General features: G+C 54.5%; 24 protein-coding genes. 13 read left to right on the forward strand and 11 right to left on the reverse strand.

Features of this window, described 5'->3' with window-relative positions; all coding sequences use genetic code 11:
* Positions 1-29 precede the first annotated feature (29 nt).
* A complete protein-coding gene (gene xylF, locus ACLHV8_RS00845) occupies positions 30-1,022 on the reverse strand; it encodes a D-xylose ABC transporter substrate-binding protein (protein ID WP_028018251.1) in 993 nt (330 codons plus the stop codon).
* Positions 1,023-1,394: 372 nt separating this feature from the next.
* On the opposite strand from xylF, the gene xylA reads away from it, so the two are divergent.
* From xylA to ACLHV8_RS00865, 4 genes are all read left to right on the forward strand, one after another.
* Positions 1,395-2,717 carry a xylose isomerase gene (gene xylA / locus ACLHV8_RS00850; protein WP_014830210.1) on the forward strand — a complete coding sequence of 441 codons (1,323 nt, stop codon included), beginning with the start codon at positions 1,395-1,397 and terminating at the stop codon, positions 2,715-2,717.
* Positions 2,718-2,777: 60 nt separating this feature from the next.
* The gene (gene xylB / locus ACLHV8_RS00855; protein ID WP_208595188.1) at positions 2,778-4,232 is read left to right on the forward strand and encodes a xylulokinase; all 1,455 of its coding nucleotides are present in this window, start codon (positions 2,778-2,780) and stop codon (positions 4,230-4,232) included.
* A gap of 101 nt (positions 4,233-4,333) precedes the next feature.
* Positions 4,334-4,897 carry an isochorismatase family protein gene (locus ACLHV8_RS00860; protein WP_049007789.1) on the forward strand — a complete coding sequence of 188 codons (564 nt, stop codon included), beginning with the start codon at positions 4,334-4,336 and terminating at the stop codon, positions 4,895-4,897.
* Positions 4,873-5,793, forward strand: coding sequence for a GlxA family transcriptional regulator (locus tag ACLHV8_RS00865; RefSeq protein WP_208595187.1), 921 nt, complete (start codon positions 4,873-4,875; stop codon positions 5,791-5,793). The genes ACLHV8_RS00860 and ACLHV8_RS00865 overlap by 25 nt, the downstream gene beginning before the upstream one ends.
* Here the strand turns inward: ACLHV8_RS00865 and ACLHV8_RS00870 are convergent.
* Complete coding sequence (locus ACLHV8_RS00870; protein ID WP_049007791.1) at positions 5,786-6,781, reverse strand: acyltransferase; 996 nt, start codon at positions 6,779-6,781, stop codon at positions 5,786-5,788. The genes ACLHV8_RS00865 and ACLHV8_RS00870 overlap by 8 nt on opposite strands.
* Positions 6,782-6,964: 183 nt before the next feature.
* Here ACLHV8_RS00870 and ACLHV8_RS00875 point away from each other — a divergent pair, with 183 nt between their 5' ends.
* The 4 genes from ACLHV8_RS00875 to ACLHV8_RS00890 all read left to right on the forward strand — a co-directional run bounded on the left by ACLHV8_RS00875 (position 6,965) and on the right by ACLHV8_RS00890 (position 12,270).
* Entirely contained in the window at positions 6,965-7,270 is a 306-nt protein-coding gene (locus ACLHV8_RS00875; protein WP_028018256.1) for a YsaB family lipoprotein, read from the forward strand.
* 160 nt (positions 7,271-7,430) lie between these two features.
* The gene (gene glyQ, locus ACLHV8_RS00880) at positions 7,431-8,342 is read left to right on the forward strand and encodes a glycine--tRNA ligase subunit alpha (protein WP_003860141.1); all 912 of its coding nucleotides are present in this window, start codon (positions 7,431-7,433) and stop codon (positions 8,340-8,342) included.
* Positions 8,343-8,351: 9 nt separating this feature from the next.
* Positions 8,352-10,421 (forward strand): glycine--tRNA ligase subunit beta, encoded by a 2,070-nt coding sequence (glyS, locus tag ACLHV8_RS00885; protein WP_028018257.1) that lies wholly within the window; start codon positions 8,352-8,354, stop codon positions 10,419-10,421.
* 229 nt (positions 10,422-10,650) lie between these two features.
* Positions 10,651-12,270, forward strand: a complete 1,620-nt coding sequence (locus tag ACLHV8_RS00890) for an ABC-F family ATP-binding cassette domain-containing protein (protein ID WP_208595186.1) — start codon at positions 10,651-10,653, stop codon at positions 12,268-12,270.
* Positions 12,271-12,308: 38 nt separating this feature from the next.
* Here the strand turns inward: ACLHV8_RS00890 and ACLHV8_RS00895 are convergent, their stop codons facing one another.
* Positions 12,309-12,596, reverse strand: coding sequence for an HTH-type transcriptional regulator (locus ACLHV8_RS00895; protein ID WP_028018260.1), 288 nt, complete (start codon positions 12,594-12,596; stop codon positions 12,309-12,311).
* Positions 12,597-12,926: 330 nt separating this feature from the next.
* On the opposite strand from ACLHV8_RS00895, the gene ACLHV8_RS00900 reads away from it, so the two are divergent.
* Together ACLHV8_RS00900 and cspA are read left to right on the forward strand one after the other, a co-directional pair.
* The gene (locus ACLHV8_RS00900; protein WP_028018261.1) at positions 12,927-13,637 is read left to right on the forward strand and encodes a DUF3053 domain-containing protein; all 711 of its coding nucleotides are present in this window, start codon (positions 12,927-12,929) and stop codon (positions 13,635-13,637) included.
* A 246-nt stretch (positions 13,638-13,883) separates the two neighbouring features.
* Positions 13,884-14,096, forward strand: coding sequence for an RNA chaperone/antiterminator CspA (cspA, locus tag ACLHV8_RS00905; protein WP_003860775.1), 213 nt, complete (start codon positions 13,884-13,886; stop codon positions 14,094-14,096).
* A 58-nt stretch (positions 14,097-14,154) separates the two neighbouring features.
* On the opposite strand, the gene ghrB is transcribed toward cspA, so the two are convergent.
* The 6 genes from ghrB to ACLHV8_RS00935 form a co-directional block, all read right to left on the reverse strand.
* Positions 14,155-15,129, reverse strand: coding sequence for a glyoxylate/hydroxypyruvate reductase GhrB (gene ghrB / locus ACLHV8_RS00910; RefSeq protein ID WP_208595185.1), 975 nt, complete (start codon positions 15,127-15,129; stop codon positions 14,155-14,157).
* Between the two features lie 26 nt (positions 15,130-15,155).
* Positions 15,156-16,436, reverse strand: coding sequence for an MFS transporter (locus tag ACLHV8_RS00915; protein WP_208595184.1), 1,281 nt, complete (start codon positions 16,434-16,436; stop codon positions 15,156-15,158).
* 82 nt (positions 16,437-16,518) lie between these two features.
* Entirely contained in the window at positions 16,519-17,457 is a 939-nt protein-coding gene (locus ACLHV8_RS00920; RefSeq protein ID WP_208595183.1) for a sugar kinase, read from the reverse strand.
* A 3-nt stretch (positions 17,458-17,460) separates the two neighbouring features.
* On the reverse strand, positions 17,461-18,210 hold the full coding sequence (locus ACLHV8_RS00925; protein ID WP_410376736.1) for a sugar phosphate isomerase/epimerase family protein: 750 nt from the start codon (positions 18,208-18,210) through the stop codon (positions 17,461-17,463).
* A gap of 103 nt (positions 18,211-18,313) precedes the next feature.
* Entirely contained in the window at positions 18,314-19,330 is a 1,017-nt protein-coding gene (locus ACLHV8_RS00930; protein ID WP_208595182.1) for a LacI family DNA-binding transcriptional regulator, read from the reverse strand.
* 97 nt (positions 19,331-19,427) lie between these two features.
* A complete protein-coding gene (locus tag ACLHV8_RS00935; RefSeq protein ID WP_028018267.1) occupies positions 19,428-20,090 on the reverse strand; it encodes an OmpA family lipoprotein in 663 nt (220 codons plus the stop codon).
* A 211-nt stretch (positions 20,091-20,301) separates the two neighbouring features.
* Here ACLHV8_RS00935 and ACLHV8_RS00940 point away from each other — a divergent pair, with 211 nt between their 5' ends.
* The gene (locus tag ACLHV8_RS00940) at positions 20,302-22,581 is read left to right on the forward strand and encodes a molybdopterin guanine dinucleotide-containing S/N-oxide reductase (protein ID WP_244250156.1); all 2,280 of its coding nucleotides are present in this window, start codon (positions 20,302-20,304) and stop codon (positions 22,579-22,581) included.
* Here ACLHV8_RS00940 and ACLHV8_RS00945 read toward each other — a convergent pair.
* Together ACLHV8_RS00945 and tag are read right to left on the reverse strand one after the other, a co-directional pair.
* Positions 22,544-22,990 carry an N-acetyltransferase gene (locus ACLHV8_RS00945; protein WP_208595180.1) on the reverse strand — a complete coding sequence of 149 codons (447 nt, stop codon included), beginning with the start codon at positions 22,988-22,990 and terminating at the stop codon, positions 22,544-22,546. The genes ACLHV8_RS00940 and ACLHV8_RS00945 overlap by 38 nt on opposite strands.
* Entirely contained in the window at positions 22,968-23,549 is a 582-nt protein-coding gene (gene tag, locus ACLHV8_RS00950) for a DNA-3-methyladenine glycosylase I (protein ID WP_208595179.1), read from the reverse strand. The genes ACLHV8_RS00945 and tag overlap by 23 nt, the downstream gene beginning before the upstream one ends.
* 162 nt (positions 23,550-23,711) lie before the next feature.
* Here tag and ACLHV8_RS00955 point away from each other — a divergent pair, with 162 nt between their 5' ends.
* A complete protein-coding gene (locus ACLHV8_RS00955) occupies positions 23,712-24,410 on the forward strand; it encodes an autotransporter domain-containing protein (protein WP_108089368.1) in 699 nt (232 codons plus the stop codon).
* Between the two features lie 238 nt (positions 24,411-24,648).
* On the forward strand, positions 24,649-25,851 hold the full coding sequence (locus ACLHV8_RS00960; RefSeq protein ID WP_028018272.1) for an MFS transporter: 1,203 nt from the start codon (positions 24,649-24,651) through the stop codon (positions 25,849-25,851).
* Positions 25,852-26,024: the final 173 nt, after the last annotated feature.

A 26,024-nucleotide genomic window follows, 5' to 3' on the forward strand; every position in this document is an offset into this window, starting at 1 on the left:
CGCCCCTGCAGAGCAGGGGCTGCGTAAGGTTACAGTTCGCTCTTCTTGTGGAAACCGTCTTTAATGACAGTGGCGTCAATGTTCTCTTTATTGACTTCAATCGGTGTGAGCAGGCGAGCCGGAACATCCTTCAGCCCGTTATTCAGCGTCGCGTCTGCTTTAGGCTGCTTACCATTACCCAGCTCTACGGCGATTTCCGCAGCCGTATTGGCGAGCTGGGTAATGGGTTTGTAGACCGTCATGGTTTGGGTGCCTGCGATAATGCGTTTTACACCGGCCAGATCGGCATCCTGACCCGATATCGCGACTTTACCGGCCAGCCCCTGGGCGCTTAGTGCCTGGATAGCACCGCCTGCGGTGGCATCGTTGGAGGCCACAACCGCATCAATTTTGTTATTGTTGGCAGTGAGTGCGTTTTCCATAATTTTCAGCGCGTTTTCTGGTAGCCAGCCGTCGGCCCATTGATCGCCAACCACTTTAATTTTTCCGTCGTCGATGTAAGGTTTAAGGACTTTCATTTGCCCTTCGCGGAACAGTTTGGCGTTGTTATCCACCGGAGAACCGCCCATCAGGAAATAATTACCCTGAGGCACCTTGTCGATCAGGCTTTGCGCTTGTAATTCACCGACTTTTTCATTGTCGAACGAAATATAATAATCAATGTCCGCATTATTAATCATACGGTCATAGGCCAGGACTTTTATGCCTTCTTGTTTAGCTTCTTTCACCACGTTACTTAATACCTGGCCGTTATAGGGGATAATGACCAGGACATCGACGCCACGGTTGATCATATTCTCAATTTGCGACATTTGCGTTTCTTCATTGCCGTTAGCCGACTGAACAAACACGCTTGCGCCGAGTGATTCTGCTTTTTTAACAAAAATATCGCGATCTTTTTGCCAGCGCTCCAGACGCAGATCGTCAATCGCCATACCGATTTTCACCTCCTTCGCATGTCCGGCAAAGCTTGCCAGGAGGAGAGTTGTGCATAGAGTAAGGGTAAGGTTCTTTATCTTCATAATTATTAGGCCTTTTTGTAGGGGTATGTGTTGCTGAGATAAAAGAAACATTCACTACTGAGACGCAGCAAATTCTTAACGGGGAAAGGCGGGCTGGCAATTACAGATTTTTATCTTCTCATTATGATATTTGGTTTATTTCTGAATTTATGACCGCGATCGGATTTTAAAATACGTAACGTCTTAATTGCATTTGATTCTGGAATGCACACCGAAAAATAGTTTGCTTGCACATTATTTTGCGAGCCAGTGCACAGTTGTGCATTCTCTCAATAGCAGTGTGAAATAACGTAATTGAGCAACCCAAAATGTCTATTCACTATTACTCCTGTATCTATGACTCACCGCATACCCCTGATTATGGAGCTCAATATGCAAGCTTATTTCGACCAACTCGATCGTGTTCGTTACGAAGGCCCAAAAACGACCAATCCTTTAGCATTTCGTCACTACAACCCGGATGAGCTGGTGCTGGGTAAGCGCATGGAAGATCATCTGCGCTTTGCCGCCTGTTACTGGCATACCTTCTGCTGGAATGGTGCCGATATGTTCGGTGTGGGTTCCTTTGACCGCCCGTGGCAGCAACCTGGTGAGGCCATCGAGCTGGCGAAGCGTAAAGCCGATGTGGCGTTTGAGTTCTTCCACAAGCTGAACGTGCCGTACTACTGCTTCCATGATGTCGATGTGTCACCGGAAGGCGCGTCGCTGAAAGAGTACCTGAACAATTTTGCGCAGATGGTGGATGTGCTGGCGGCGAAACAGCAGCAAAGCGGCGTGAAGCTGCTGTGGGGCACGGCAAACTGCTTCACCAACCCACGTTACGGTGCGGGCGCGGCAACCAATCCGGATCCGGAAGTGTTTAGCTGGGCGGCTACGCAGGTTGTGACGGCAATGAACGCCACGCATCAGTTGGGTGGTGAGAACTATGTTCTGTGGGGCGGTCGTGAAGGCTATGAAACCCTGCTCAACACCGATCTGCGCCAGGAACGCGAGCAGATTGGCCGCTTTATGCAAATGGTTGTCGAGCATAAGCACAAAATCGGTTTCCGCGGGACGCTGCTGATTGAACCGAAACCGCAGGAACCGACGAAGCATCAGTATGACTACGATGTGGCGACCGTGTACGGCTTCCTGAAGCAGTTCGGCCTGGAAAAAGAGATTAAAGTTAACATTGAAGCCAACCATGCCACCCTGGCGGGTCACTCTTTCCATCACGAGATTGCCTCTGCTATTGCGCTGGGCATCTTCGGCTCTGTTGATGCTAACCGGGGCGATGCACAGCTGGGCTGGGATACAGACCAGTTCCCGAACAGCGTGGAAGAGAATGCGCTGGTGATGTATGAAATCATCAAAGCGGGTGGTTTCACCACGGGTGGCCTGAACTTTGACGCCAAAGTGCGTCGTCAGAGTACCGATAAATACGATCTGTTCTATGGCCACATTGGCGCGATGGACACGATGGCGCTGGCGCTGAAAGTGGCCGCGCGTATGATTGAAGACGGTGAACTGGATAAACGCGTGGCGAAGCGTTACAGCGGCTGGAACAGTGAGCTGGGCCAGCAAATTTTGAAAGGTCAGTTATCACTTGCGGAAATCGCGAAGTACGCTGAACAACATCAACTGGCACCGCAGCACCAGAGCGGGCACCAGGAGTTGCTGGAAAATCTGGTCAATCACTATCTGTTCGATAAATAACAGCATCCAGGCCCGGTCGGCGCAGCGCCACCGGGCATTTCTGTTAAAGGAGTCACCGGAATGTATATCGGGATCGATCTTGGCACATCGGGTGTGAAAGCCATCCTGTTAAGCGAGCAAGGCGATGTGGTAGCAACACAGACAGAAAAGCTGCAGGTTTCACGTCCGCATCCGCTGTGGTCGGAACAGGATCCGGAGCAGTGGTGGCAGGCGACGGATCGTGCAATACAGGCCTTAAGTGAACAACACAGTCTGCGTGACGTGAAAGCGCTGGGGATCGCCGGGCAAATGCACGGCGCTACGCTGCTGGATAGCCAGCAGCGCGTGCTTCGTCCTGCGATCCTCTGGAACGATGGCCGCTGTGCAGAAGAGTGTGCGCTTCTTGAGGCGCGCGTGCCCACATCCCGTGACATCACCGGCAACCTGATGATGCCCGGTTTTACTGCGCCCAAATTACTGTGGGTGCAGCGACACGAGCCGGAGATTTTCCGTCAGGTGGCGAAAGTCCTGCTACCGAAAGACTATCTGCGCTTTCGTATGACGGGCGATTTTGCGTCCGACATGTCTGATGCCGCCGGCACCATGTGGCTCGACGTGGCGAAACGTGACTGGAGCGAGGCGATGCTGGATGCCTGCCATTTGACCCGCGAGCATATGCCCGCACTGTTCGAAGGCAGCGAAATTACCGGTACATTGCTGCCAGCCGTTGCTGAACGCTGGAATATACCTGCCGTACCGGTGGTGGCCGGTGGCGGTGACAACGCGGCGGGTGCCGTGGGCGTCGGCATGGTTGAGGCGGGACAGGCGATGCTTTCTCTGGGAACGTCTGGCGTCTATTTTGCCGTCAGCGACGGGTATCGCAGCAATCCTGAAAGTGCGGTACACAGCTTCTGCCATGCCCTTCCGGGGAAATGGCATTTGATGTCGGTCATGCTCAGTGCGGCGTCTTGCCTGGACTGGGCGGCGAAGCTGACCGGCATGGCCGACGTTCCGGCGCTCATTTCTGCGGCGCAGCAGGCGGATGACGCTGCGGGTACCGTCTGGTTTTTACCGTATCTTTCCGGCGAGCGTACGCCGCACAACAACCCGGAAGCGAAAGGGGTGTTCTTCGGTTTAACCCATCAGCATGGCCCGGCAGAACTGGCGCGTGCGGTGCTGGAAGGTGTGGGCTATGCGCTGGCCGACGGAATGGACGTGGTGCATGACTGCGGTCTGAAACCGGCAAGCGTCACCCTGATCGGCGGCGGTGCGCGAAGCCCTTACTGGCGACAGATGCTGGCGGATATCAGTGGATTGCAGCTGGATTTTCGCACCGGTGGCGATGTCGGGCCAGCACTTGGTGCCGCGCGTCTGGCACAGATAGCCATCAACCCTGAAAAACCGCTTTCGCAGCTGTTGCCGCAGCTTACGCTTGAACAGGCGCATTTACCTGACGCGTCACGCCATGCGCGGTACGCGGAAAGACGCGACGTGTTCCGCAAAATCTATCAGCAGCTGCTGCCGCTGATGTCGTAAATACGCTTGTCCTGGATAGGCACGAGGATGTCCTTTTTTGGTCTGTGCGTGCCTTCCTTTCCTTGCCAGTATGGTGTCACACCCACTGGCGAGGAGATCTCATGTCACGCATTGCATTAATCAATATTGATACGCAGCAGTCGTTCCATCATCGCTATTACTGGCAGGAGGACGACATTCCTGCCTTTCAGCAGGCGATGCTGGGGCTGATTGAGGGCTGCCAGGCACGCAATATTTCGGTCGTTGATATCTTTCATGTCGATGAAGATGGCCCTTTCACCCTGCAGAGCGGCTATGTCAAACCAATGGCCTTTTTGCGTCATCAGCCGGATGTGGTTTTCCAGAAACACGTCCATAATGCCTTCACGGATACCGGGCTCGACCGCTGGTTGCGCGAGCGTGATATCAATCAGCTTATTATCTGCGGCATTCGCACTGAACAATGCTGTGAAACCACGGCACGCGTGGCATCCGATCTGGGTTATGCTGTGACCTTTGTTAGCGAGGCAACGCTTACATTTCCAATGACCTACAAGGGCATTACCCTTAGCGCAGCGGAAATTCGCCACCGTACCGAGACGGTGCTGTCCGGGCGTTTTGCCGAGATTAAAACGGTAGCGGAGACGCTGGAGTCATTGAAATGCGCATCGACGTCTGGTTCGTGATGTTGCCCGGGGTGCTGTCATTAGATATGACGGGCCCGGCGGAGACCTTTGTGCTGGCTGGCAACGCGTTTCGTCTGCATTACATTGGCCCGCAACCGGACGTTCCGACGTCGATAGGTCTGACGATGAGCGGCATTAAGCCGCTGCCCGAAAGCCTGCCTCCCGGCAGCCTGCTGGTCCTGCCGGGGGTGAGCGACTCCCGCTGTCAATTCTCAACGCCACAGGCGCAGCAGATCCAGCACTGGCTGATGCGCCTGCAACCGCAGATCCAACGCCAGGATATTACCGTGATGTGTGTCTGTTCTGGGGCCTTACTGGCGGCGAAATCAGGCCTGCTGAATCACCGTCAGTGTACAACCCATCATGATGTTATTAACCGTTTACGCACCGCGGCTCCCACGGCGATGATTAAAGAAAACCGGATATTTGTGCAGGATGAGAATATCTGGACCAGCGCAGGGATCACCTCTGGCATCGATCTGGCACTGCATATGATTAACCGCCTGTGCGGCCCGGAAAAGGCGCTGGCCGTGGCACGTGAGATGGTGGTCTGGTTCCGCCGCTCCGGCGATGACCCCCAGTTATCCCCGTGGTTGCGCTACCGTAATCATCTTCATCCGGCCATCCATCGGGCGCAGGATGCGCTCACCGCCGAGCCGCAAAAAACATGGAATTTGCCTGAGATCGCCGCCGTGGCGCATGTCAGCCCACGTCATCTAACCCGGCTTTTTCAGTCGCATTTAGGGATTAGCGTTCGCGATTATCTGGAGCAGTTGCGTCTGGCGGTGGCGGAGCAGTGGTTGTTGCAGGGGCGCGCCGTGGAGCAGGCTTCATTGGCGGCAGGGTTTTCCTCCCCGCGCCAGTATCATCGAGCCCGGCAGCGAAGCGTTAACTGACGAAGCGGCGCGTGTCTATTTTTTGCAGCAGCATCGACAGCAGCAGGCTGACAACCAGCGTGGCGACAAAAATCCAGATAATATCCAGCACCGGCCAGCTTTTCAGCTCAACGCCCCTCGTTCGTAGCGCGTGGATGATCAGCGCGTGAAATCCATAAATCCCCAGAGAATGCCGCGAGATAACGCTCAGCATGGGCAAGGGACGCGTATTCAGGGTATTTTTGGCTAGCGTGAGGAGCGATGCGGCACAGATAAAGACCATTGGTCCGCAATACAGATACCAGGTATCGGCAAAATTGCCACGCCACTGCAACTCGTGCAGCGTCCCGCGTGAAATCACCGCCACGCCAGCGATGAACAACGCCCCACACAGCCAGTTCATACCGCGTTTTTGAGTATCCATCATCCCAATGGCGCGCCCCAGCATGCCGTACAGCACGTAGTAAAACGTATCGCCGCTGATATAGAGGTTGACCGGTAACCATTCAAAACCGTCGAGTTTCTGCGAGACAGTATTCGGGTTGGCAATGACGCCAATGACGACCATCAGAGCCAGGAGCATTTTGCCGCTGACGTTTTTCACCTGGATAAGCGGGGAGACCAGATAGATAACGATAATGGCGAAGAAGAACCACAGGTGGTAGAACACCGGTTTTTGCAGCACGTATTTTAGCGATAACCCGGCATTAATGGAGGTAAACAGGCTGATGTAGAGCAAGGCAACGGCGCTGTAAAATCCCAGGCAGGCGGCGATGCGGATAAAGTGCTTTGGTTGCGCACTACGCTCGCCAAAAAAGAGAAAGCCGGAAATCATAAAGAATAGCGGCACGCTGACGCGCGAAGCCGCGTTGAGAATATTGGCGATATCCCAGTTAACAGGAGTGATGCTGTGCGGATTCGTGACATACCAGGTCGTCGTGTGGATCATCACCACCATCAGACACGCTATTCCTCGCAGGTTATCAATCCAGTTAATTTTTGACTGCATCAGTTCCTCGTATTCCCTGTAAATTGAGTATGACTGTCATTTTCCAGAAGTCTTCTTCTGGAAAAATCTGAGTTTTATTCAGAAGGCTTGTAGGGAGGCCGCGAGATTCGCAGAATGCCGGACCGTAATCTATAAAAGCTTTGATACTAAAAATAACAGCCACTGACCAGGGCGGTGATAAAAATGATGATGAAGCGTGTGGCGTCACTCTTTCTGCTGTTCATGCTGGCAGGGTGCAGTGCCCCACAAGAAGCCCCCGTGCAAAAAGCGCAGCAGGGGAAAATAAGCCCGGAACGTTCGCTGAATATGGAACAGCTCTGTAAGGGGCAGGCGGCCCGACGCTATAACTCGGACGTGCAGAAAATTGATGTCACCGGGTTTGAGCGCTTTCAGGGAAGTTATGAGCTGAGGGGTTATACATCCCGTAAAGAGGGCTTTATCTGCTCGTTTGATGCGGATGGCCAGTTTTTACACCTCTCCATGCGTTAGCCTGCTCGTATAATCTACAGCCAGACGCCATCAGCGCTCTGGCTTGACGGCTTATTTCCCAATTTTCCCTAAACAAACCCGTTTCATACTGTATATCTTGCAGCCAGCGGGTATACTGGTCCCTTCCATTTAAAACCACACGTATCCAGCACGAAATACTATGCAAAAGTTTGATACCAAGACCTTCCAGGGCCTGATCCTGACCTTACAGGATTACTGGGCTCGTCAGGGCTGTACCATTGTTCAACCTTTGGACATGGAAGTCGGCGCAGGCACTTCACACCCGATGACCAGCTTACGCGCGTTGGGGCCGGAGCCAATGGCGACCGCGTATGTGCAGCCTTCCCGTCGTCCGACCGATGGTCGCTACGGTGAGAACCCGAACCGTCTGCAGCATTACTATCAGTTCCAGGTGGTGATTAAGCCATCACCAGACAATATTCAGGAACTGTACCTCGGGTCACTGAAAGAGCTGGGTATGGATCCAACCATTCACGACATTCGTTTCGTGGAAGACAACTGGGAAAACCCAACGCTGGGTGCTTGGGGTCTGGGTTGGGAAGTGTGGCTGAACGGTATGGAAGTGACCCAGTTCACCTACTTCCAGCAGGTTGGTGGTCTGGAATGTAAACCGATTACCGGTGAAATCACTTACGGTCTGGAACGTCTGGCTATGTATATTCAGGGCGTAGACAGCGTTTACGACCTGGTCTGGAGCGACGGCCCGCTGGGTAAAACCACCTACGGCGACGTGTTCCATCAGAACGAAGTGGAGCAATCCACCTATAACTTCGAATACGCAGACGTGGACTTCCTGTTCACCTGCTTCGAGCAGTACGAGAAAGAAGCGCAGCAGTTGCTGGCGCTGGAGACTCCGCTGCCGCTGCCTGCTTACGAGCGTATTCTGAAGGCCGCCCACAGTTTCAACCTGCTGGACGCCCGCAAAGCCATCTCCGTGACTGAACGTCAGCGCTACATTCTGCGTATTCGTACCCTGACCAAAGCCGTTGCAGAAGCTTACTATGCGTCCCGTGAAGCCCTTGGCTTCCCGATGTGCAATCGAAACAAATAAGAGGCGGCCATGTCTGAGAAAACTTTCCTGGTGGAAATCGGCACTGAAGAGCTGCCACCAAAAGCCCTGCGCAGCCTGGCTGAATCTTTTGCTGCGAACGTGACTGCCGAGCTGGATAACGCTGGCCTGGCACACGGTAAAATTGAGTGGTTTGCTGCACCGCGTCGTCTGGCGCTGAAAGTGGCAAATCTGGCGGCGTCTCAGCCGGATCGCGAAGTCGAAAAACGTGGCCCTGCAATTGCCCAGGCGTTTGACGCCGAAGGCAAGCCGAGTAAAGCGGCTGAAGGTTGGGCGCGTGGTTGCGGTATTACCGTTGACCAGGCTGAGCGTCTGACCACCGACAAAGGTGAGTGGTTGCTGTACCGTGCGCATGTGAAAGGTGAAAGCGCAGAAGCGCTGCTGCCTGACATGATTGCCACTTCCCTGGCTAAGCTGCCTATTCCAAAACTGATGCGCTGGGGTGCGTCTGACGTGCACTTCGTGCGTCCGGTTCACACCGTGACCCTGCTGTTGGGCGATACCGTTGTTCCTGCCACCATTCTGGGCGTAGCGTCCGATCGCGTGATCCGTGGCCACCGCTTTATGGGCGAGCCTGAGTTCACCATCGACAACGCCGATCAGTACCCAGAGATCCTGCTGGAACGCGGTAAAGTCATTGCTGACTACGAACAGCGTAAAGCCAAAATCAAAGCGGACGCGGAAGACGCGGCGCGCAAGATTGGCGGTAAAGCCGATCTGAGCGACAGCCTGCTGGAAGAAGTGACTTCACTGGTGGAATGGCCGGTTGTACTGACCGCGAAATTCGAAGAGAAATTCCTGGCCGTTCCGGCTGAAGCACTGGTGTACACCATGAAGGGTGACCAGAAGTACTTCCCGGTTTATGCCAACGACGGCAAACTGCTGCCAAACTTCATCTTCGTTGCCAATATCGAATCCAAAGATCCGATCCAGATTATCTCGGGTAACGAGAAAGTGGTTCGTCCACGTCTGGCGGATGCGGAGTTCTTCTTCAACACCGACCGTAAAAAACGTCTGGAAGATCATCTCCCACGTCTGCAGACCGTGCTGTTCCAGCAGCAGCTGGGTACGCTGCGTGACAAAACTGACCGTATCGCGGAGCTGTCTGGCTGGATCGCGCGTGAAATTGGTGCGGACGTAAACCACGCCACTCGTGCTGGCCTGCTGTCCAAGTGTGACCTGATGACCAACATGGTGTTCGAGTTTACCGACACCCAGGGTGTGATGGGCATGCACTACGCGCGTCACGATGGCGAAGCGGAAGATGTGGCAGTTGCCCTGAACGAGCAGTATCAGCCGCGCTTTGCGGGTGACGAACTGCCGTCTAACCCGGTGGCTTGCGCCGTCGCGATTGCCGATAAGATGGACACCCTGGCGGGTATCTTTGGCATTGGTCAGCATCCGAAAGGCGATAAAGACCCGTTCGCGCTGCGTCGTGCTGCACTGGGCGTGCTGCGCATCATCGTTGAGAAGAACCTGAACCTGGATCTGCAGACCCTGACTGAAGAAGCGGTGCGTCTGTATGGTGACAAGCTGACCAACGCGAAAGTCGTGGATGACGTGATCGACTTTATGCTCGGTCGTTTCCGCGCGTGGTATCAGGACGAAGGCTACACCGTCGATACCATTCAGGCGGTACTGGCGCGTCGTCCAACCCGTCCGGCCGATTTCGATGCGCGTATGAAGGCGGTGTCCCACTTCCGTACGCTGGAAGCGGCATCTGCCCTGGCCGCGGCCAATAAGCGTGTATCTAACATTCTGGCGAAATCCGACGAGACGCTGAACGAGCGCGTGAACGCCGCGACCCTGAAAGAGCCGGAAGAGATCGCTCTGGCAATGCAGGTTGTGGTGCTGCGTGACAAGCTCGAGCCGTTTTTCGCTGAAGGTCGCTACCAGGAAGCGTTGGTAGAACTGGCGGAACTGCGTGACGTTATCGACGCCTTCTTCGAGAAAGTGATGGTGAACGTAGAAGATAAAGAGCTGCGTATCAACCGTCTCTCTATGCTCGAAAAACTGCGCGAGCTGTTCCTGCGCGTGGCGGATATTTCGCTGCTGCAGTAATGTGCCCGTTGCTACAAATGCTAAAAACCCGCTTCGGCGGGTTTTTTTATGGTGTGTTGCTGAAAATTTAACCTTGAAATGTTCAACGCATTCCCGCTATCCTTGTCCCCGTTAAATTTCGCCCTCAGGAGCGCCCCCCAAAAATGAACAAACACGACTGATGAATTTCGATCCTTGCTAAACGCCACCGCGTCGGCAGGGGATGTTTTGATTTCATTCAGGAGTGCTTATGGCTCATTTTGCGCAGTCCCCTTCTTTTATTTTGCATCAGGTCACCTGTCAGTTTGCGACGGGCGATACCCTTTTTGGTCCGCTGAATTTTTCTCTGGAAGCGTCTTTGTGCGCACTGGTTGGCCGCAACGGCAGCGGGAAAACGCGTCTGCTACGCTTGCTTGCAGGGCTTGATGAGCCCGCAAGCGGGCATATCGAACGTACAGGAACACACGTCTATGTGGCTCAACAGCAGGATATTTTGCCGCACACTACGCTGGCTGAGCTGCTCGGATACGAGGCAATCTTCGCGGCGCGATCGCGTATCGACAGCGGGGACTATCAGCCTGAAGATCTGGAAATGCTCGACGGGAACTGGGATTTAGCAGAACGCCTGAGCGAGGCGTTTATCCATGCGAAATTGCCACCGTTTGACCCCGATAAAATAGCCAGCGAATTCAGCGGCGGTGAGCGCATTCGCGCCCTGCTGTGCGGCGCATTCACGGCACAAGCAGATTATCTGTTGCTGGACGAACCCACCAACCATCTTGATCGACAAGGCCGGACGTGGTTCTACGACCAGCTTGCCTGCTATCAGGGCGGCGTGCTGGTGGCCTCCCATGACCGCGAACTTCTGGAGCAGGTGTCGCGTATCCTTGAACTGAGCGCCTCGGGTCTGCGCAGCTACGGCGGGAATTACGCGGACTATACCCATCAGCGGGATTTTGAACAGCAGGCGGCCCGCGCGGCGCTGGAACATGCGGCGACGGAGCGAAAACGCACCCGAGCGCGAATGCAAAAAGAGCATGACGACAGCCAGCGGCGTTCGGCAAAGACATTGCGCACCGTCGATACCCTGAATATCGCGTCGTTCGAGCGGGTCAAATATAAAGGCGCGGCAAAGGAGCGGATCGGCTCCTGGAAAAAACAGCACAGCGATCAAAATGAAGCGCTGAACGCCGCGGTGAACAAGGCTCGCGAGCGGGTTGAAGCGGATAATCCGGTGATGTTTACCTTGCCTGGAAGCCAGATCCCCGAAGGGAAGCAGGTGCTGGTTATGGAGGATTTGGTGTTGCCGCATGTGCCAGTTCCTCCGATCAACTGGCGGATGGACGGACCGATGCGCGTAGCGTTAAAGGGACCGAACGGCTGCGGAAAGTCGACATTGTTAAAAGCGATCCTCGGTGAAAATACCCCTCGTTCCGGTGCCTGTAAGGTATCTGTAAGCTGTGCTTATCTCGACCAGCATCTGTCTCAGCTCGATCTTTCGCAGTCGGTCATGACGCATCTCAATCTGGGGAATACACCGCTGGATGAGGGCGTGATACGAACCCGTTTAGCCCAGCTTCAACTGGGTGCCGACAAGGTCACGCTCCCGCTGGCAGAGTTGAGCGGCGGCGAACGTCTTAAGGCTGCCCTGGCCTGCGTACTGTGGCGCGCGGAGGCTACGCAGCTCCTGCTGCTGGATGAACCGACCAACCATCTGGATCTTGCATCAGTCCAGGCGATTGAATCGGCACTGGCTGGCTTCCCCGGTGCGCTGCTGGTGGTGTCACACGATGAGGCATTTTTAAAAGGGTTAATGTTGACGCATGAGCTGGTGTGGGAAGAGGAGGGTTGGCGCTGTGAAAGTCTTTAAACACAAGCCCCCGCAGAGGCGGGGGCATTCGAACGTTATTACGCTATCTGTTTGCTGAATGCAGGGCTGGCCTGAATCAGGCGCATCAGCTTTAACTCGGTTGGCGTGGGTTTTTCACGTTTTGACTCCCACTCCTGTACCATCGCCACGCTGACACCCATTGCTCTGGCGAATTCTTCGGTTTTCAGTCCTGTCCCTTTGCGCAATTGCTCATATTCTGTAAAGGGATTGGACTTTTGTTGCAGGGTAATCGTCTGCGGTACATCTTTAAAAATAATCTGTTCCAGACTGCTCAGCAGCTCAAACTCAGGATCTTTATATTCCATTGAGAACTCCTCTTAAATCACACATCGGGATCAAGAACATCAGAGAGCCAATTAAGGATAGTCTCTAATACAAACGAGGGATCGTCATGGTTGTGATTAATCGTGCGGAAAAGATTGCTTTGCCCGTATCAACGATATGGATAGTTATGCTAATTACCTGATTACTCATATGTCGGCGTCGTCAGGCATTTTTTGTAAAGGCTAAGAAATAAAACGGCAATAGCCGTTTTGATTGAAAAGAGTATCTTGCAAGGCTGACCTGGACTATCCTTGTCAGCGTTGGGCACGCGTGTGCCGGTGTGCGCTTTTTTGGGTGAAAGGAGTAATAAAATGGCGACAGGAAAGTCCTGCTCTCGCTGGTTTGCGCCTATTGCGGCGTTGTTGATGGTTGTTAGCCTGAGTGGGTGTTTTGATAAAGAAGGCGATCAGCGCAAAGCGTTTATCGATTTTCTGCAGAATACAGTGATGCGCAGCGGCGAGCGGTTGCCGACGCTGACTGCGGATCAGAAAAAACAGTTTGGCCCCTTCGTGTCCGATTACGCCATTCTTTACGGTTATTCACAGCAGGTGAGCCAGGCGATGGATTCCGGTATTCGTCCGGTGGTGGATAGCGTGAACGCCATCCGCGTGCCACAGGATTATATGACCCAGCGTGAACCGCTGCGCCAGTCCAACGGTGCACTCGGCGTGCTGAGCCAGCAGCTGCAGAATGCGAAAATGCAGGCTGATGCGTCACGTTCAGCGCTGAAGCAGGGCGACGATCTCAAACCGGTCTTCGACAAAGTGTATGAGAAAGTGGTGACGAAACCTTCTGAAGCGCTGCAGCCGTTGATTCCGGCCGCACAAATTTTCACGCAGCAGCTGGTTCAGGTGGGTGACTTCATCTCCCAGCAGAATACGCAGGTGAGCTTTGTCGCTAACGGTATTCAGTTCCCGACCTCGCAGCAGGCAAGTCAGTACAATACGCTGATTGGACCGCTGGCCTCCCAGCATCAGGCCTTTAGTCAGGCGTGGACTGCAGCGGTCACCGCCACAGAATAAACTGAAAAACCCCGCCTCAGGCGGGGTTTTTTTATTCCTGATTAAAATAACGCTTGTCATTCCTCTGGCACATCGGTATAACTATTCCCGTCGGTTTGTTACACAGACCTAAAGCAGTTTAGTAAAGCAGTCCAGATTGTTATCCATAGATACCCTTCGTAGTGACCCTTCCTTCATCGCTTAAAAATCTGTAACGCAATCCATCAAGCCGGAAGGCACAATATATTTGTTAATAAGGTAATTTCTATGTCTGCTAAAATGACTGGTCTGGTAAAATGGTTCAACGCTGATAAAGGTTTCGGCTTCATCACTCCTGACGATGGCTCTAAAGACGTGTTCGTACACTTCTCTGCTATCCAGAACGATGGCTACAAATCTCTGGACGAAGGTCAGAAAGTTTCCTTCACCATTGAAAGCGGCGCTAAAGGCCCAGCAGCTGGTAACGTTGTAAGCCTGTAAGCTTCCAACCCAGTAGCAAAGAATTTAAAAACTCGCCTTCTGGCGGGTTTTTTCGTTTCTACTGTTGTATCTGCGGGTTGACGCAGTTTAGCTCCACTTTTCCGCTGAGTGCGGCGATCAGGTTATCTACCGCCGTGGCCGCCATATTGTAGCGTGTTTCATGGGTGGCTGAGCCGATGTGGGGCAGGGCAACCACGTTAGGCAGCGAAAGCAGGGGAGAATCCACCGGAAGCGGCTCCTGTTCAAATACGTCCAGACCTGCGGCATGGATCTCGCCGTTTTGCAGGGCTTCAATCAGCGCCTTCTCATCCACCACCGGGCCACGACCCGCGTTGATGAAAATGGCTGATTTCTTCATCTTCGCGAATTCCTCTTTGCCAATCAGATGATGCGTTTCTTCCGACAGCGGCAGGATCAGGCAAACATAATCGGCTTCCTGCAGCAACGTATCCAGCTCGCAATAGCGCGCGTTAAAGCGCTCTTCAGCTTCACTGTGATGGCGGCGCGCGTTATACAGAATCGGCATGTTAAAACCAAAATGTGCGCGCTGCGCCAGCGCCAGCCCGATACGCCCCATGCCAACAATGCCCAGCGTTTTGCCGTGAACATCCACGCCAAACCAGTCCGGACCAATGCTCTTTGTCCATTCGCCCGCTTTGACGCGTTCAGCCACTTCCACCACGCGACGGGCCGTGGTGAGTACCAGCGCCATCAGCGTGTCGGCCACGGTTTCCGTCAGGGCATGTGGCGTGTGCATCAACAGGATCTTGCGGGCGTTAAGAGCATCCACATCGAAGTTGTCGTAACCCACGGAAACGGTAGAGGTAGCACGAAGCTTCGGCATTTTTTCCAGCAGGGCGATATCCACTTTTTCGCTTGAACCCAACAGGCCTTCGGCGCTGGCGAACGCTTCAGCGTGCTGTGCCACGGTCTCCGGGCTCAGGTTCTTCACCTGCGTGACGCTGAAGTGTTCTTCAAGACGTTTCTGCAGATCTTCCGGCAGGGCTTTATACAAAATGACGGACGGCTTCATGCTAATCTCCGTTGATTTCTAAGGATTCAGGCGTGGCGTGCGCCGACGGGGTGTTGTTGATTGTTAGCAGGCTTAACAATCAGAGTAAGCCACACGGAGGCGAAAAGCGCTACCCCCATAAAGATGTATGATGCGGATGGACTGCCCGTAGCACCGTTCAGATAACCGACAAACCAGGAGCCGCAGAACGAACCCAGCGCACCCATACTGTTAATCAGCGCCATCGCGCCGCCCGCCACGTTACGCGGCAGCATTTCCGGAATGATGGCAAAGAACGGACCGTACGGGGCGTACATGGCTGCACCGGCAATGACCAGCAGAGCGTAAGAGGCCCAGAAGTGATTCGCACCTACGGCCCAGGAGCCAATGAAAGCAAAGGCAGCGATCAGCAGCAGCGGCCAGACAAACAGCTTACGGTTCTGCAGTTTATCCGATGCCCACGATGCGACGATCATGGCGATGGTTGCCGCCAGATACGGCACGGAAGAGAGCCAGCCTACCTCTACCATGCCGAGGTTTTCGCCACCGCTGCGGATAATCAACGGCAGCCACAGCACAAAGCCGTACACGCCAATACTCCAGGTAAAATATTGCGCACAAAGCAGGATCACGTTACGCGAGCGGAAGGCTTCACCATAGTTACGTACGGCCTTCAGACCTTGTTGTTCTTTATCCAGCTGTGCCTGCAGCGCCGCTTTTTCGTCTTCGGAAAGCCATTTCGCCTGAGCCGGCTTATCTTTCACCAGCACCCACCAGCAGAAGGCCCAGATAACCGCGGGTACCCCTTCGATGATAAACATTTCGCGCCAGCCGAAGGACTGGATCAGGTAGCCGGAAACTACCGACATCCACAGTACCGTGACCGGGTTACCGAGGATCAGGAAGGTATTCGCGCGGGAGCGTTCAGATTTAGTAAACCAGTTGCTGATGTAGATCAGCATCGCCGGCATGACGGCCGCCTCAACGACGCCGAGGATAAAGCGAATGGCGGCCAGTGTAGGAATATTGTTCACCACGCCGGTCAGTGATGCGCAGGCACCCCACAGGATCAGACAGATGAAGATCAGCTTACGCACGCTGCGGCGTTCGGCGTAGATAGCGCCGGGGATCTGGAAGAAGAAATAACCCAGGAAGAAAAGGGCACCCAGCAGAGAGGAGATACCTTTGGTGATCCCAAGGTCTTCGGTGATCCCCGCCGCGGACGCGAAACTGAAGTTGGCACGATCAAGGTACGCCAGGCTGTACGTGATAAACACGATTGGCATGATGTACCACCAGCGTTTCACTGCATTGGTCGAACTGTTCATAGGCTTGCCTCTGTTGTTGAGGTTGTTACCGCCGTTGTCTGTAGGGTACACGGTGGTTTGTTTTGTTGAGTGAGGGGAATGTTTATTCGTTAAGCTCTGCTCGGGTTGGTAATCCTTCGCTATCGCCTTGTACCTGAATAGCCAGCGAGCCTATCCTGTTGCCCCGCGCGACGGCTTGCTGCAGTGGTTTACCTTCCAGCAGAGCGCTAATGACTCCCACGGCAAAGCCATCGCCCGCGCCGACGGTGTCGACCACGTTTTCAACTTTTACCGCAGCGACCGCACCTTGTTCACCTTCGGCGGTTTTAAACCATGCACCATCGGCACCGGTTTTCAGCACCACGGCTTTTACCCCTTTATTCAGGTAGAAGTCGGCGATGCCTTCAGGCGTGCTTTCACCGGTGAGGATCATCCCTTCTTTCACTCCCGGCAGAACCCAGTCAGCCTGGAATGCCAGATGGTTAAGTTTCTCCACCATTTCCGCTTCACTTTTCCACAGCACCGGCCGCAGGTTAGGATCGAAAGAGATCGTTTTACCCTGTGCCTTCATGATAGATGCAGCATGATCCAGCAATGCGTATGAGCTGGCTGAGAGCGCTGCCGCCACGCCGCTCAGGTGCAAATGGCGTGCAGAGGCAAAATAGTCGGCGTGGTAATCTTCCACTGAGAGATGGCTTGCCGCCGACCCTTTACGGAAATACTCCACAATGGGATCGGTTCCATTTTCGACCTTAGATTTAAGCTGAAAGCCGGTCGCGAAGCGCCCGTTGAGCGTCACGCCTGCCGAATCAATCCCTTCTTTTTTCAACGAGTCGAGAACGAAATGACCGAAGCTATCGTCCCCTACGCGGCTGACCCAGCCCACGTTAAGGCCGAGACGCGCCAGACCGGTTGCGACGTTCAGCTCTGCGCCAGCCACGCGTTTGATGAAATGCTCTACCGCGCTCAGCTCGCCGGTTTCGGTAGCGACAAACATCGCCATGGCCTCGCCAATCGTAATGACATCCAGCGTCTTGTGCATGGTTTACTCCTCGCGCAGCAGGTTGACGTAATGGCGGGTAACGGCGGTTAAATCCGTCCCTTCCAGCGGAAACTCGATACCGCGCGGGGCATCGGCGGGTAACTGGCAGAGCAGATCCAGCCAGCGCGCATCAGCACGATCCGGTGCCACGGCGCGGAAATCATCCTTATGCGGAACGGCGGCTTTAACGTGGATATAGCTCACAGCAGGGGCCAGATGACGGGCGGCTTCTTCAGGGGAGTCGCCGACCCATAGCCAGTTACCCATATCGAAGGTTAGCGTAACGGGCAGTGCCCTCTCCCGGCAGGCAGCTTTAAAGCGCTGCATTGGCGCAAGCTGGCCGCAGTCGGTCTGGTCGTTTTCCACCACCAGTGCCATGCCGCTTTTATTCAGCAGGTTCCGCAGGGCTTCAAGCGGCTGGGTGTCGCTGAAATACCCGAGTGAAACTTTCAGCCACAGCGCATTCAGGGTGCTGGCCTCGGAGAGATAGCGGGGCAGGTCCGGGTTGAGGGTACCGTCAGGCATAAACAGGGCGGCGGGGGCGGAGTAACACGCCAGCAGGCCCAACAGTTCAATAGATTCACCCAGCGCAGGCAGTGCCAGTAACTCTTCGCTGTTGAACAGCTCGCGGCGGATCTCCACGCCGTCGGCACCTGCGCCCGCAATCACGGGAAGCATTGCCCGTTGACCGCCTGCCTGTCGCACCTGTTCCGCGCCGTACGCGGCGGTGACCACCATGATTTTCCTGCCCATCTTCGGACTCCATCGCAACATATCAATGTTATTACGCTATATGGAACCGGTTCCAAAGGAAAGTTCAGGATGTCGAAATTATGATCGGTATCACAAGGGAAAATTAACGCGCGGTGGAGCCGCGAACGATCAGCTCGCCGGAGAAGACCTGCTCGCGTACGGCATCACTGGTGCCTTCAATACGACGAACCACTTGTTCTACAGCAGCATAGCCAATCTGCCAGGTGGGTTGTTTGAGGGTGGTAATGCCGACGCCTGCCAGTTCCGCCCACTCCAGTTCATCGAACCCCAGCAGACCGATATCGCTGCCCCAGTGCAGGCCAATGCGTTTGAGCGAGCGGGCGACTTGCAGCGTCAGAGCCCCGTTGGCGGAAATGACGGCTTTGCGCATTCCACGATGCCGGGTGTGGAACTGGCGCAGGGTATTGTCGAGTCGATCGGCTTCGTGCAGCGGGGTTTCGGCATTTTCGGCGATCACTCCGGGATAACGTTCCAAAGTGGCGCGAAATGCACTCAAACGCTCGCGACGCGTGTTAACCATCCCCAGTGGTTCACTCAGAAATAGAATGGCTTCGAAACCCTGTTCGATCAGATGCTCGGTGGCGGTAGTGGCGGCCTGGGTGTTATCCAGTCCGACGACATCGCAGGCGAATTCAGGAATTTTACGGTCAATCAGGACCATAGGCAGGGACGATTGTTGAAGGCGGTTTAGACCTTCTTCACGCATACCCACGGCGTTAACCACAATCCCTTCCACCTGGTAGCTACGCAGCAGATCGAGATAATGCAGCTCCTGGTCGACTTCGTTGTTGGTGTTACAGACCAGTGGCGTAAAACCTTTCTCACGACAGGCGGCTTCAATACCGCTCAGCACGTTTACGGAGTAGGGGTTGGTGATATCGGCGATGATAAGCCCAATAAGACGGGTACGTCCCCGTTTGAGCCCGCGTGCCATGATACTGGGGCGGTAGTCGAGATCGGCAATGGCCTGTTCAATACGAGCCAGCAGCGCATCGGACAACAGGTGTTTTTCGCCGTTGAGATAGCGCGAAATGCTGGTTTTACCGGTTTTGGCTGCTTTCGCCACGTCGCTGATGGTGGCCCGGGCTGGTTTGCTCATCGCTGATTTCCCTGAATTTAGTGAGAATACCTTAGCGGGAAAATCAACGATGGCAAGTGGTTCATACCCTCTCCTGCGAGGAGAGGGGGAAATGCGATTACTGCACAGGGCTTAACGTAATCTCAACGCGGCGGTTTTGCGCTTTGCCTTCCGCCGTGCTGTTGCTGGCGATAGGGTTGGCAGGACCCATTCCGCTGGTGCGGATGCGGTTCGCTTCAACGCCCTGAGTGATCAGCGAGCTGGCCACGGAATCGGCACGCTGTTGAGACAGACGCATGTTCAGATCCTGGCTACCGGTGCTGTCGGTGTAGCCAATCACATTCACGGCGGTCTTGTTATACTCTTTCAGTACCATTGCCACACCTGTCAGGGTGTTCGCACCCGCAGGTTTCAGCGTCGCGCTGCTGCTGTCGAAGGTAACATTGTTCGGCATGTTCAGAATGATGTTGTCGCCACTACGCGTCACACTCACGCCGGTTCCCTTCATTTTGTCGCGCAGTTTCGCTTCCTGCACGTCCATGTAATAGCCGACGCCACCGCCCAATGCGGCTCCCGCCGCTGCGCCAATCAGTGCGCCTTTGCCACGGTCTTTCTTGGAGGAGGAGAGCGCGCCAACGCCAGCCCCTACCAGCGAGCCGATACCCGCGCCGATGCCGGATTTACCCGCCTGGCTTTCACCGGTGTAAGGGTTAGTTGTGCAGCCAGAAACAGCCAGTGCACCGCTCACCAGAGCGGCAATAACGAGTACGCGTTTTTTCATCTTCTTTCCTTAATCCTTTTTATTCTTTGCCACGGCGAGCGTGGCAGTTGATTATGACGTCCAGATACGGAGAAAATTCCGGGTATTACTCTGAAATTTGTGACAAACCATAAACTGCCTCAACAAGAAGGCGGTAAACCTGCACGCAACCAGGAGCGCACGCTTGAGCACCTCAACGAAAACCATTCTGACCGCCGCCCACTGGGGGCCGATGCTGGTCGAAACCGATGGCGAAAATGTTCTGTCGTCCCGCGGGGCATTGCCAACCCAACATCCCAACTCGTTACAGACCACCGTTCGCGATCAGGTGCATAGCAAAACGCGCGTGCGCTGGCCGATGGTGCGTAAAGGTTTTCTGGCCTCGCCGGACAAACCGCAGGGAATCCGTGGTCAGGATGAGTTTGTTCGCGTGAGCTGGAATGAGGCGCTGGCGTTGATTCACGCCCAGCATAAGCGCATTCGCGATACCTGGGGACCGTCGTCCATTTTTGCCGGGTCTTACGGCTGGCGTTCTAACGGCGTGCTGCACAAGGCCTCGACGCTGCTGCAGCGCTATATGAGCCTGGCGGGAGGCTATACCGGTCATCTGGGGGATTACTCCACCGGCGCGGCGCAGGCGATCATGCCGTACGTGGTGGGGGGAAACGAAGTTTATCAGCAACAGACCAGCTGGCCGCTGGTGCTGGAGCATACCGACGTGGTGGTGCTGTGGAGCGCTAACCCTCTCAACACATTGAAAATTGCCTGGAATGCCAGCGACGAACAGGGTATTGGGTATTTCGACGCGCTGCGCAAAAGCGGCAAGCGCATCATCTGCATTGACCCGATGCGCTCTGAAACCATGGATTTCTTCGGCGACAGTGCCGAGTGGATTGCCCCGCATATGGGCACCGACGTGGCGATGATGCTGGGTATCGCCCATACGCTGGTCGAAAACGGCTGGCACGATGGCGAATTCCTGAGGCGTTGTACCACTGGCTTCGATAAATTCGCTGAATACCTGACGGGCCAATCCGATGGGGTAGCGAAAACGGCAGAGTGGGCGGCAAATATTTGCGGCGTTACTGCGGATAAAATCCGCGAACTGGCGGCGTTATTCCATAAAAATACCACGATGTTAATGTCCGGCTGGGGAATGCAGCGCCAGCAGTTTGGCGAGCAGAAACACTGGATGCTGGTGACGCTTGCCGCAATGCTTGGGCAGATCGGCACGCCGGGCGGGGGTTTTGGTCTCTCCTATCACTTTGCGAACGGCGGTAACCCAACGCGTAAAGCGGCGGTGCTGGCGTCTCTGCAAGGCTCGGTGCAGGGCGGCGTGGATGCCGTGGATAAAATCCCGGTGGCGCGTATTGTTGAAGCCCTGGAAAACCCGGGGGGGTTTTATCAGCACAATGGGCTGGACCGTCACTTCCCGGATATTAAATTTGTCTGGTGGGCGGGCGGGTCGAACTTCACGCATCATCAGGATACCCATCGCCTGATCCGCGCCTGGCAGAAACCAGAGCTGGTGGTGATCTCAGAGTGCTTCTGGACAGGTTCGGCCAAACACGCCGATATTGTGCTCCCGGCAACCACCTCGTTTGAGCGTAACGATCTCACCATGACCGGTGACTACAGCAACCAGCATATGGTGCCAATGAAGCGCGTTGTGTCCCCGCGTGATGAAGCTCGCGATGATTTCGAGGTGTTTGCTGAACTGAGCGAGCTGTGGGAAGCAGGTGGCCGCGAGCGTTTTACCGAAGGTAAAACCGATCTGCAGTGGCTTGAGACGTTCTACCAGATAGCCAGCCAGCGCGGTGCCGCCCAGGGTGTGACACTCCCACCGTTTACTGAATTCTGGGAAGCGAACCAGATATTCGAGATGCCCGAGAGTGAACAGAACGCGCAGTTTGTTCGTTTTGCCGATTTCCGCCGTGACCCGGAGAGCCACCCGCTGAAAACCGAGAGCGGAAAGATCGTGATCTACAGCGAGCGCATCGCCAGCTTCGGGTATGCCGACTGCCCGCCACACCCTATGTGGCTCGAGCCGGACGAGTGGCACGGTAATGCCCAGCCGGAGCAGCTCCAGGTGTTGTCTGCCCATCCTGCGCACCGCCTGCACAGCCAGCTTAACTATACCTCGCTGCGCGAACGGTATGCGGTTGCCGGGCGAGAACCGATCACGTTGAATATCCTCGATGCCAAAGCCCGTGGGATTGTAGACGGTGACGTGGTGCGCGTCTGGAACCAGCGGGGACAGGTCCTGGCCGGTGCGGTGGTCAGTGACGGGATTAAACCGGGTGTTCTGTGCATTCACCAGGGGGCATGGCCAGATCTTGAGCCGGCCGAAGGCGGTATCTGTAAAAACGGGGCGGTTAACGTACTGACCAAAGATCTCCCCAGCTCGAAGCTGGGGAATGGTTGTGCAGGGAATACGGCACTGGCATGGGTCGAAAAGTATGAGGGACCCGAGCTTACCTTAACGGCGTTTGATCCGCCTGCCAGCTCATGATCCAGGTCGGATGTTGGGTGTCATCCTGCCAGGCGCTGTTTTCGATGCGAAAGCCCTGAGCATGGTAGAAATTCACCGCCCGGACATTTTTCTGGTACACCTCCAGGCTTAAATACGGGAAGTGCTGTTGAACATGGTTCAGCAGCGCTTGCCCGATGCCTTTCCCGATGAACGGTGGTGCAACAAACAGTGCCCCGACAAATTTAGACTGCATCACGCTGATAAATCCGCAGGGTTCGCCATCCTTTTCCCAGACCCAGGTTTCAGCCGAAGGCAGGTAAACGTCCCGCACCATCGCCTCGTTCTCTTTCCAGTAACTCGCCTCGATAAACGGATGCGCTTCTGTGGTGCTTTCAAGCCATAGGCTCAGAAGTGGCGCGGTATTCTCATTTTGCCATTTGCGGATCATGATGGCCTCCCGGATGACAGAAGCAGCCGGTAACGTGGTCGTTGACCAGGCCACAGGCCTGCATAAAGGCGTAGCAGATGGTGGAGCCGACAAATTTAAAACCGCGTTTTTTCAGGGCCTTAGAGAGTGCATCTGATTCAGGCGTCGATGCCGGGATCTCTGCCAGCGTGGCGGCGTGGGTGATTTGCGGATCGTTATTCACAAACGACCAGACAAAGTCTGAGAATGATTCGCCGTTTTGTTCCATCGCCAGCCAGGCGCGTGCATTGCCGATGATGGCCTGAATTTTACCGCGATGGCGGATGATGCCGGCATCCAGCACCAGTCTTTCGACGTCCTCATCGGTCATGGCGGCGACGGCGACAGGATCAAACTGGTGGAAGGCATTGCGGTAGTTTTCACGTTTCTTGAGCACAGTAATCCACGACAAACCCGCCTGCTGACCCTCCAGGCAGATCATCTCAAAGAGTTTTTTACCATCTTTCTCCGGCACGCCCCATTCCTGGTCGTGATAGTCGATATACAGCTGATCCTGGCTTACCCAACCGCAACGTTCCATCCGTCATCTCCCTTATTGATACTGATTTTGCAAATATTTCGTTCTGACTGGCTTGACGTGTTTACTATAAAGACAATAGTTAATACAGGGCCATATGCTCTATAAGCTCTTCCTGAATAACGACAAATATCGCCGAATTCGGCTCTCTCTGGGGTCGCGTTGATGATGATAAAAAAAATCAGTGGTCGCCATGCTGCTTCTGGCCTGGTGGGAATTTCAGCCTGCCTGTTTTTTTGTAATACAGCGTCTGCCTGGCAACAGGAATATATCGTTTCAGACGCCCAAAATAATACGGCGGAACGCTATACATGGGACGCGGATCACCAACCGCGTTATGAGGATATTCTTGCTGAGCGTATTCAGACTTCACAAAATGCGCCAGGTCTTGCCCTGAATGTACCGTCTGGCAGTACGACAGAGGGGGCAATGAGCGTGGGCTGGAATTTTCCCGTTTCAGCGCATATCACTACCGGCCCTGTCGTGGCGTGGCGGTACGACGGCACGGCTCCCATGATGATCAACGAATTTGGTGATAGCGCGTCGACACAGTCAGTCACTGACCCGCTCTGGCATGCCAGTGTTAGCACGCTGGGCTGGCGCGTGAATACCCAGTACGGCGATCTTCGTCCGTGGGCACAGATCAGCTATAACCAGCAGTTTGGTGAAAACCAGTGGAAATCTCAGTTTGGCATGCCGCAAACCCCAGCCCCGGTACAAAACGGGAGCTGGATGGATGTGACGGTCGGTACGGATATTCCGTTTAACACGCATGTAGCGGCCTATGCGTCGCTCGCTCAAGGGGAACGCGCCACCACAGGTGAGGAATTTATGTACACCCTGGGCGTGAGTGCGAATTTCTAGAGTTGTTACTTTTTTAAACGTTACGGTAACATCTCAAATACAATAGCCATAGGGGTTGTAGCGATAGCAGGTACTAACACGCTATCGCTTCATTCCCCCACAAGGTCATTCATTCCTGATTCCAGGCATTTCATTCCATTCTTCCTGCATTTCATGCCGTTTTACCCCAGGTCTTTTAAGGTTTTGTTTATCGTTGTCCTCAGCGAACTTCCTTAATTTCTCTTGCAGGACAACTGCCATGAACACATCAACTTATAACCGTACGCGCTGGCTAACGCTCTTTGGTACCATCGTCACCCAGTTTGCGTTGGGTTCGGTCTATACCTGGAGCCTGTTTAACAGCGCACTTTCCGATAAGCTCGGCGCACCGGTCAGCCAGGTTGCATTCTCCTTTGGGCTACTGAGTCTCGGGTTGGCGCTCTCGTCTTCCGTCGCGGGCAAGCTGCAGGAGCGTTTTGGTGTGAAGCGTGTGACCATGGCGTCCGGCATTCTGCTGGGCGTGGGTTTTTTCCTGACGGCACACTCCAGCAACCTGATGATGCTGTGGTTGAGCGCCGGGGTACTGGTGGGGCTGGCAGATGGTGCAGGTTACCTGTTGACACTCTCGAACTGCGTGAAGTGGTTCCCGGAACGTAAAGGCCTTATCTCTGCGTTTGCCATCGGTTCTTATGGCCTGGGCAGCCTCGGTTTTAAATTTATCGATTCTCATCTGCTGGCTTCCGTTGGTCTCGAAAAAACCTTCATGATCTGGGGGGTTATCGTTCTGGTCATGATCCTCTTTGGTGCTACGCTGATGAAAGATGCGCCTCAGCAGGAGGTTAAATCCGTGAACGGTGTGGTGGAGAACGATTTCACCCTGGCGCAATCTATGCGTAAACCGCAGTACTGGATGCTGGCGGTGATGTTCCTGACGGCCTGCATGAGTGGTTTGTACGTCATCGGTGTGGCGAAAGATATCGCTCAGGGAATGGTGAAACTGGATGCGGCAACGGCTGCGAATGCGGTGACCGTGATCTCCATTGCCAACCTTTCCGGGCGTCTGGTGCTGGGTATTCTGTCTGACAAAATCGCCCGTATCCGTGTGATTACGATTGGCCAGGTTGTTTCGCTGGTGGGCATGGCGGCGCTGCTTTTCGCACCTCTGAATGAAGCGACCTTCTTCGCGGCGATTGCCTGCGTTGCGTTCAACTTCGGTGGCACCATTACGGTCTTCCCGTCACTGGTGAGCGAATTCTTTGGTCTTAACAATCTCGCGAAAAACTACGGTGTTATTTATCTTGGCTTCGGGATCGGCAGTATCTGCGGTTCGCTGATTGCCTCACTGTTCGGTGGGTTCTATGTGACCTTCTGCGTGATCTTCGCCTTGCTGATCATTTCGCTGGCGCTGTCTACGACGATTCGACAGCCGCAGCGGGAAGTCTTTAAAGAAGCGCATGCCTGACAACGAAGAAAAAGGCCGGTCATCCGGCCTTTTTCTTATCGAACAATACTGCCTTTAGACGCATTTGTCGGATTCTGGGTCTGCTTTTTTGTAAATAACTGTACCGATCACACTCTCTGCTGCCACTTTTTCCCTTCCCTGTGGTCTACTTACCACGCTTGTAGTCGTTTCAT

Origin of the sequence: Enterobacter sp. CPE_E863 (genome assembly GCF_046521465.1) — a bacterium.
Taxonomy (GTDB): domain Bacteria; phylum Pseudomonadota; class Gammaproteobacteria; order Enterobacterales; family Enterobacteriaceae; genus Enterobacter; species Enterobacter adelaidei.

Excerpts from the sequence above, each read along its gene's own strand:
- xylF (WP_028018251.1), bottom strand. The coding sequence starts at position 1,022 with ATGAAGATAAAGAACCTTACCCTTACTCTATGCACAACTCTCCTCCTG.
- xylA (WP_014830210.1), top strand. The coding sequence starts at position 1,395 with ATGCAAGCTTATTTCGACCAACTCGATCGTGTTCGTTACGAAGGCCCA.
- xylB (WP_208595188.1), top strand. The coding sequence starts at position 2,778 with ATGTATATCGGGATCGATCTTGGCACATCGGGTGTGAAAGCCATCCTG.
- ACLHV8_RS00860 (WP_049007789.1), top strand. The coding sequence starts at position 4,334 with ATGTCACGCATTGCATTAATCAATATTGATACGCAGCAGTCGTTCCAT.
- ACLHV8_RS00865 (WP_208595187.1), top strand. The coding sequence starts at position 4,873 with ATGCGCATCGACGTCTGGTTCGTGATGTTGCCCGGGGTGCTGTCATTA.
- ACLHV8_RS00870 (WP_049007791.1), bottom strand. The coding sequence starts at position 6,781 with ATGCAGTCAAAAATTAACTGGATTGATAACCTGCGAGGAATAGCGTGT.
- ACLHV8_RS00875 (WP_028018256.1), top strand. The coding sequence starts at position 6,965 with ATGATGATGAAGCGTGTGGCGTCACTCTTTCTGCTGTTCATGCTGGCA.
- glyQ (WP_003860141.1), top strand. The coding sequence starts at position 7,431 with ATGCAAAAGTTTGATACCAAGACCTTCCAGGGCCTGATCCTGACCTTA.
- glyS (WP_028018257.1), top strand. The coding sequence starts at position 8,352 with ATGTCTGAGAAAACTTTCCTGGTGGAAATCGGCACTGAAGAGCTGCCA.
- ACLHV8_RS00890 (WP_208595186.1), top strand. The coding sequence starts at position 10,651 with ATGGCTCATTTTGCGCAGTCCCCTTCTTTTATTTTGCATCAGGTCACC.
- ACLHV8_RS00895 (WP_028018260.1), bottom strand. The coding sequence starts at position 12,596 with ATGGAATATAAAGATCCTGAGTTTGAGCTGCTGAGCAGTCTGGAACAG.
- ACLHV8_RS00900 (WP_028018261.1), top strand. The coding sequence starts at position 12,927 with ATGGCGACAGGAAAGTCCTGCTCTCGCTGGTTTGCGCCTATTGCGGCG.
- cspA (WP_003860775.1), top strand. The coding sequence starts at position 13,884 with ATGTCTGCTAAAATGACTGGTCTGGTAAAATGGTTCAACGCTGATAAA.
- ghrB (WP_208595185.1), bottom strand. The coding sequence starts at position 15,129 with ATGAAGCCGTCCGTCATTTTGTATAAAGCCCTGCCGGAAGATCTGCAG.
- ACLHV8_RS00915 (WP_208595184.1), bottom strand. The coding sequence starts at position 16,436 with ATGAACAGTTCGACCAATGCAGTGAAACGCTGGTGGTACATCATGCCA.
- ACLHV8_RS00920 (WP_208595183.1), bottom strand. The coding sequence starts at position 17,457 with ATGCACAAGACGCTGGATGTCATTACGATTGGCGAGGCCATGGCGATG.
- ACLHV8_RS00925 (WP_410376736.1), bottom strand. The coding sequence starts at position 18,210 with ATGGGCAGGAAAATCATGGTGGTCACCGCCGCGTACGGCGCGGAACAG.
- ACLHV8_RS00930 (WP_208595182.1), bottom strand. The coding sequence starts at position 19,330 with ATGAGCAAACCAGCCCGGGCCACCATCAGCGACGTGGCGAAAGCAGCC.
- ACLHV8_RS00935 (WP_028018267.1), bottom strand. The coding sequence starts at position 20,090 with ATGAAAAAACGCGTACTCGTTATTGCCGCTCTGGTGAGCGGTGCACTG.
- ACLHV8_RS00940 (WP_244250156.1), top strand. The coding sequence starts at position 20,302 with ATGCTGGTCGAAACCGATGGCGAAAATGTTCTGTCGTCCCGCGGGGCA.
- ACLHV8_RS00945 (WP_208595180.1), bottom strand. The coding sequence starts at position 22,990 with ATGATCCGCAAATGGCAAAATGAGAATACCGCGCCACTTCTGAGCCTA.
- tag (WP_208595179.1), bottom strand. The coding sequence starts at position 23,549 with ATGGAACGTTGCGGTTGGGTAAGCCAGGATCAGCTGTATATCGACTAT.
- ACLHV8_RS00955 (WP_108089368.1), top strand. The coding sequence starts at position 23,712 with ATGATGATAAAAAAAATCAGTGGTCGCCATGCTGCTTCTGGCCTGGTG.
- ACLHV8_RS00960 (WP_028018272.1), top strand. The coding sequence starts at position 24,649 with ATGAACACATCAACTTATAACCGTACGCGCTGGCTAACGCTCTTTGGT.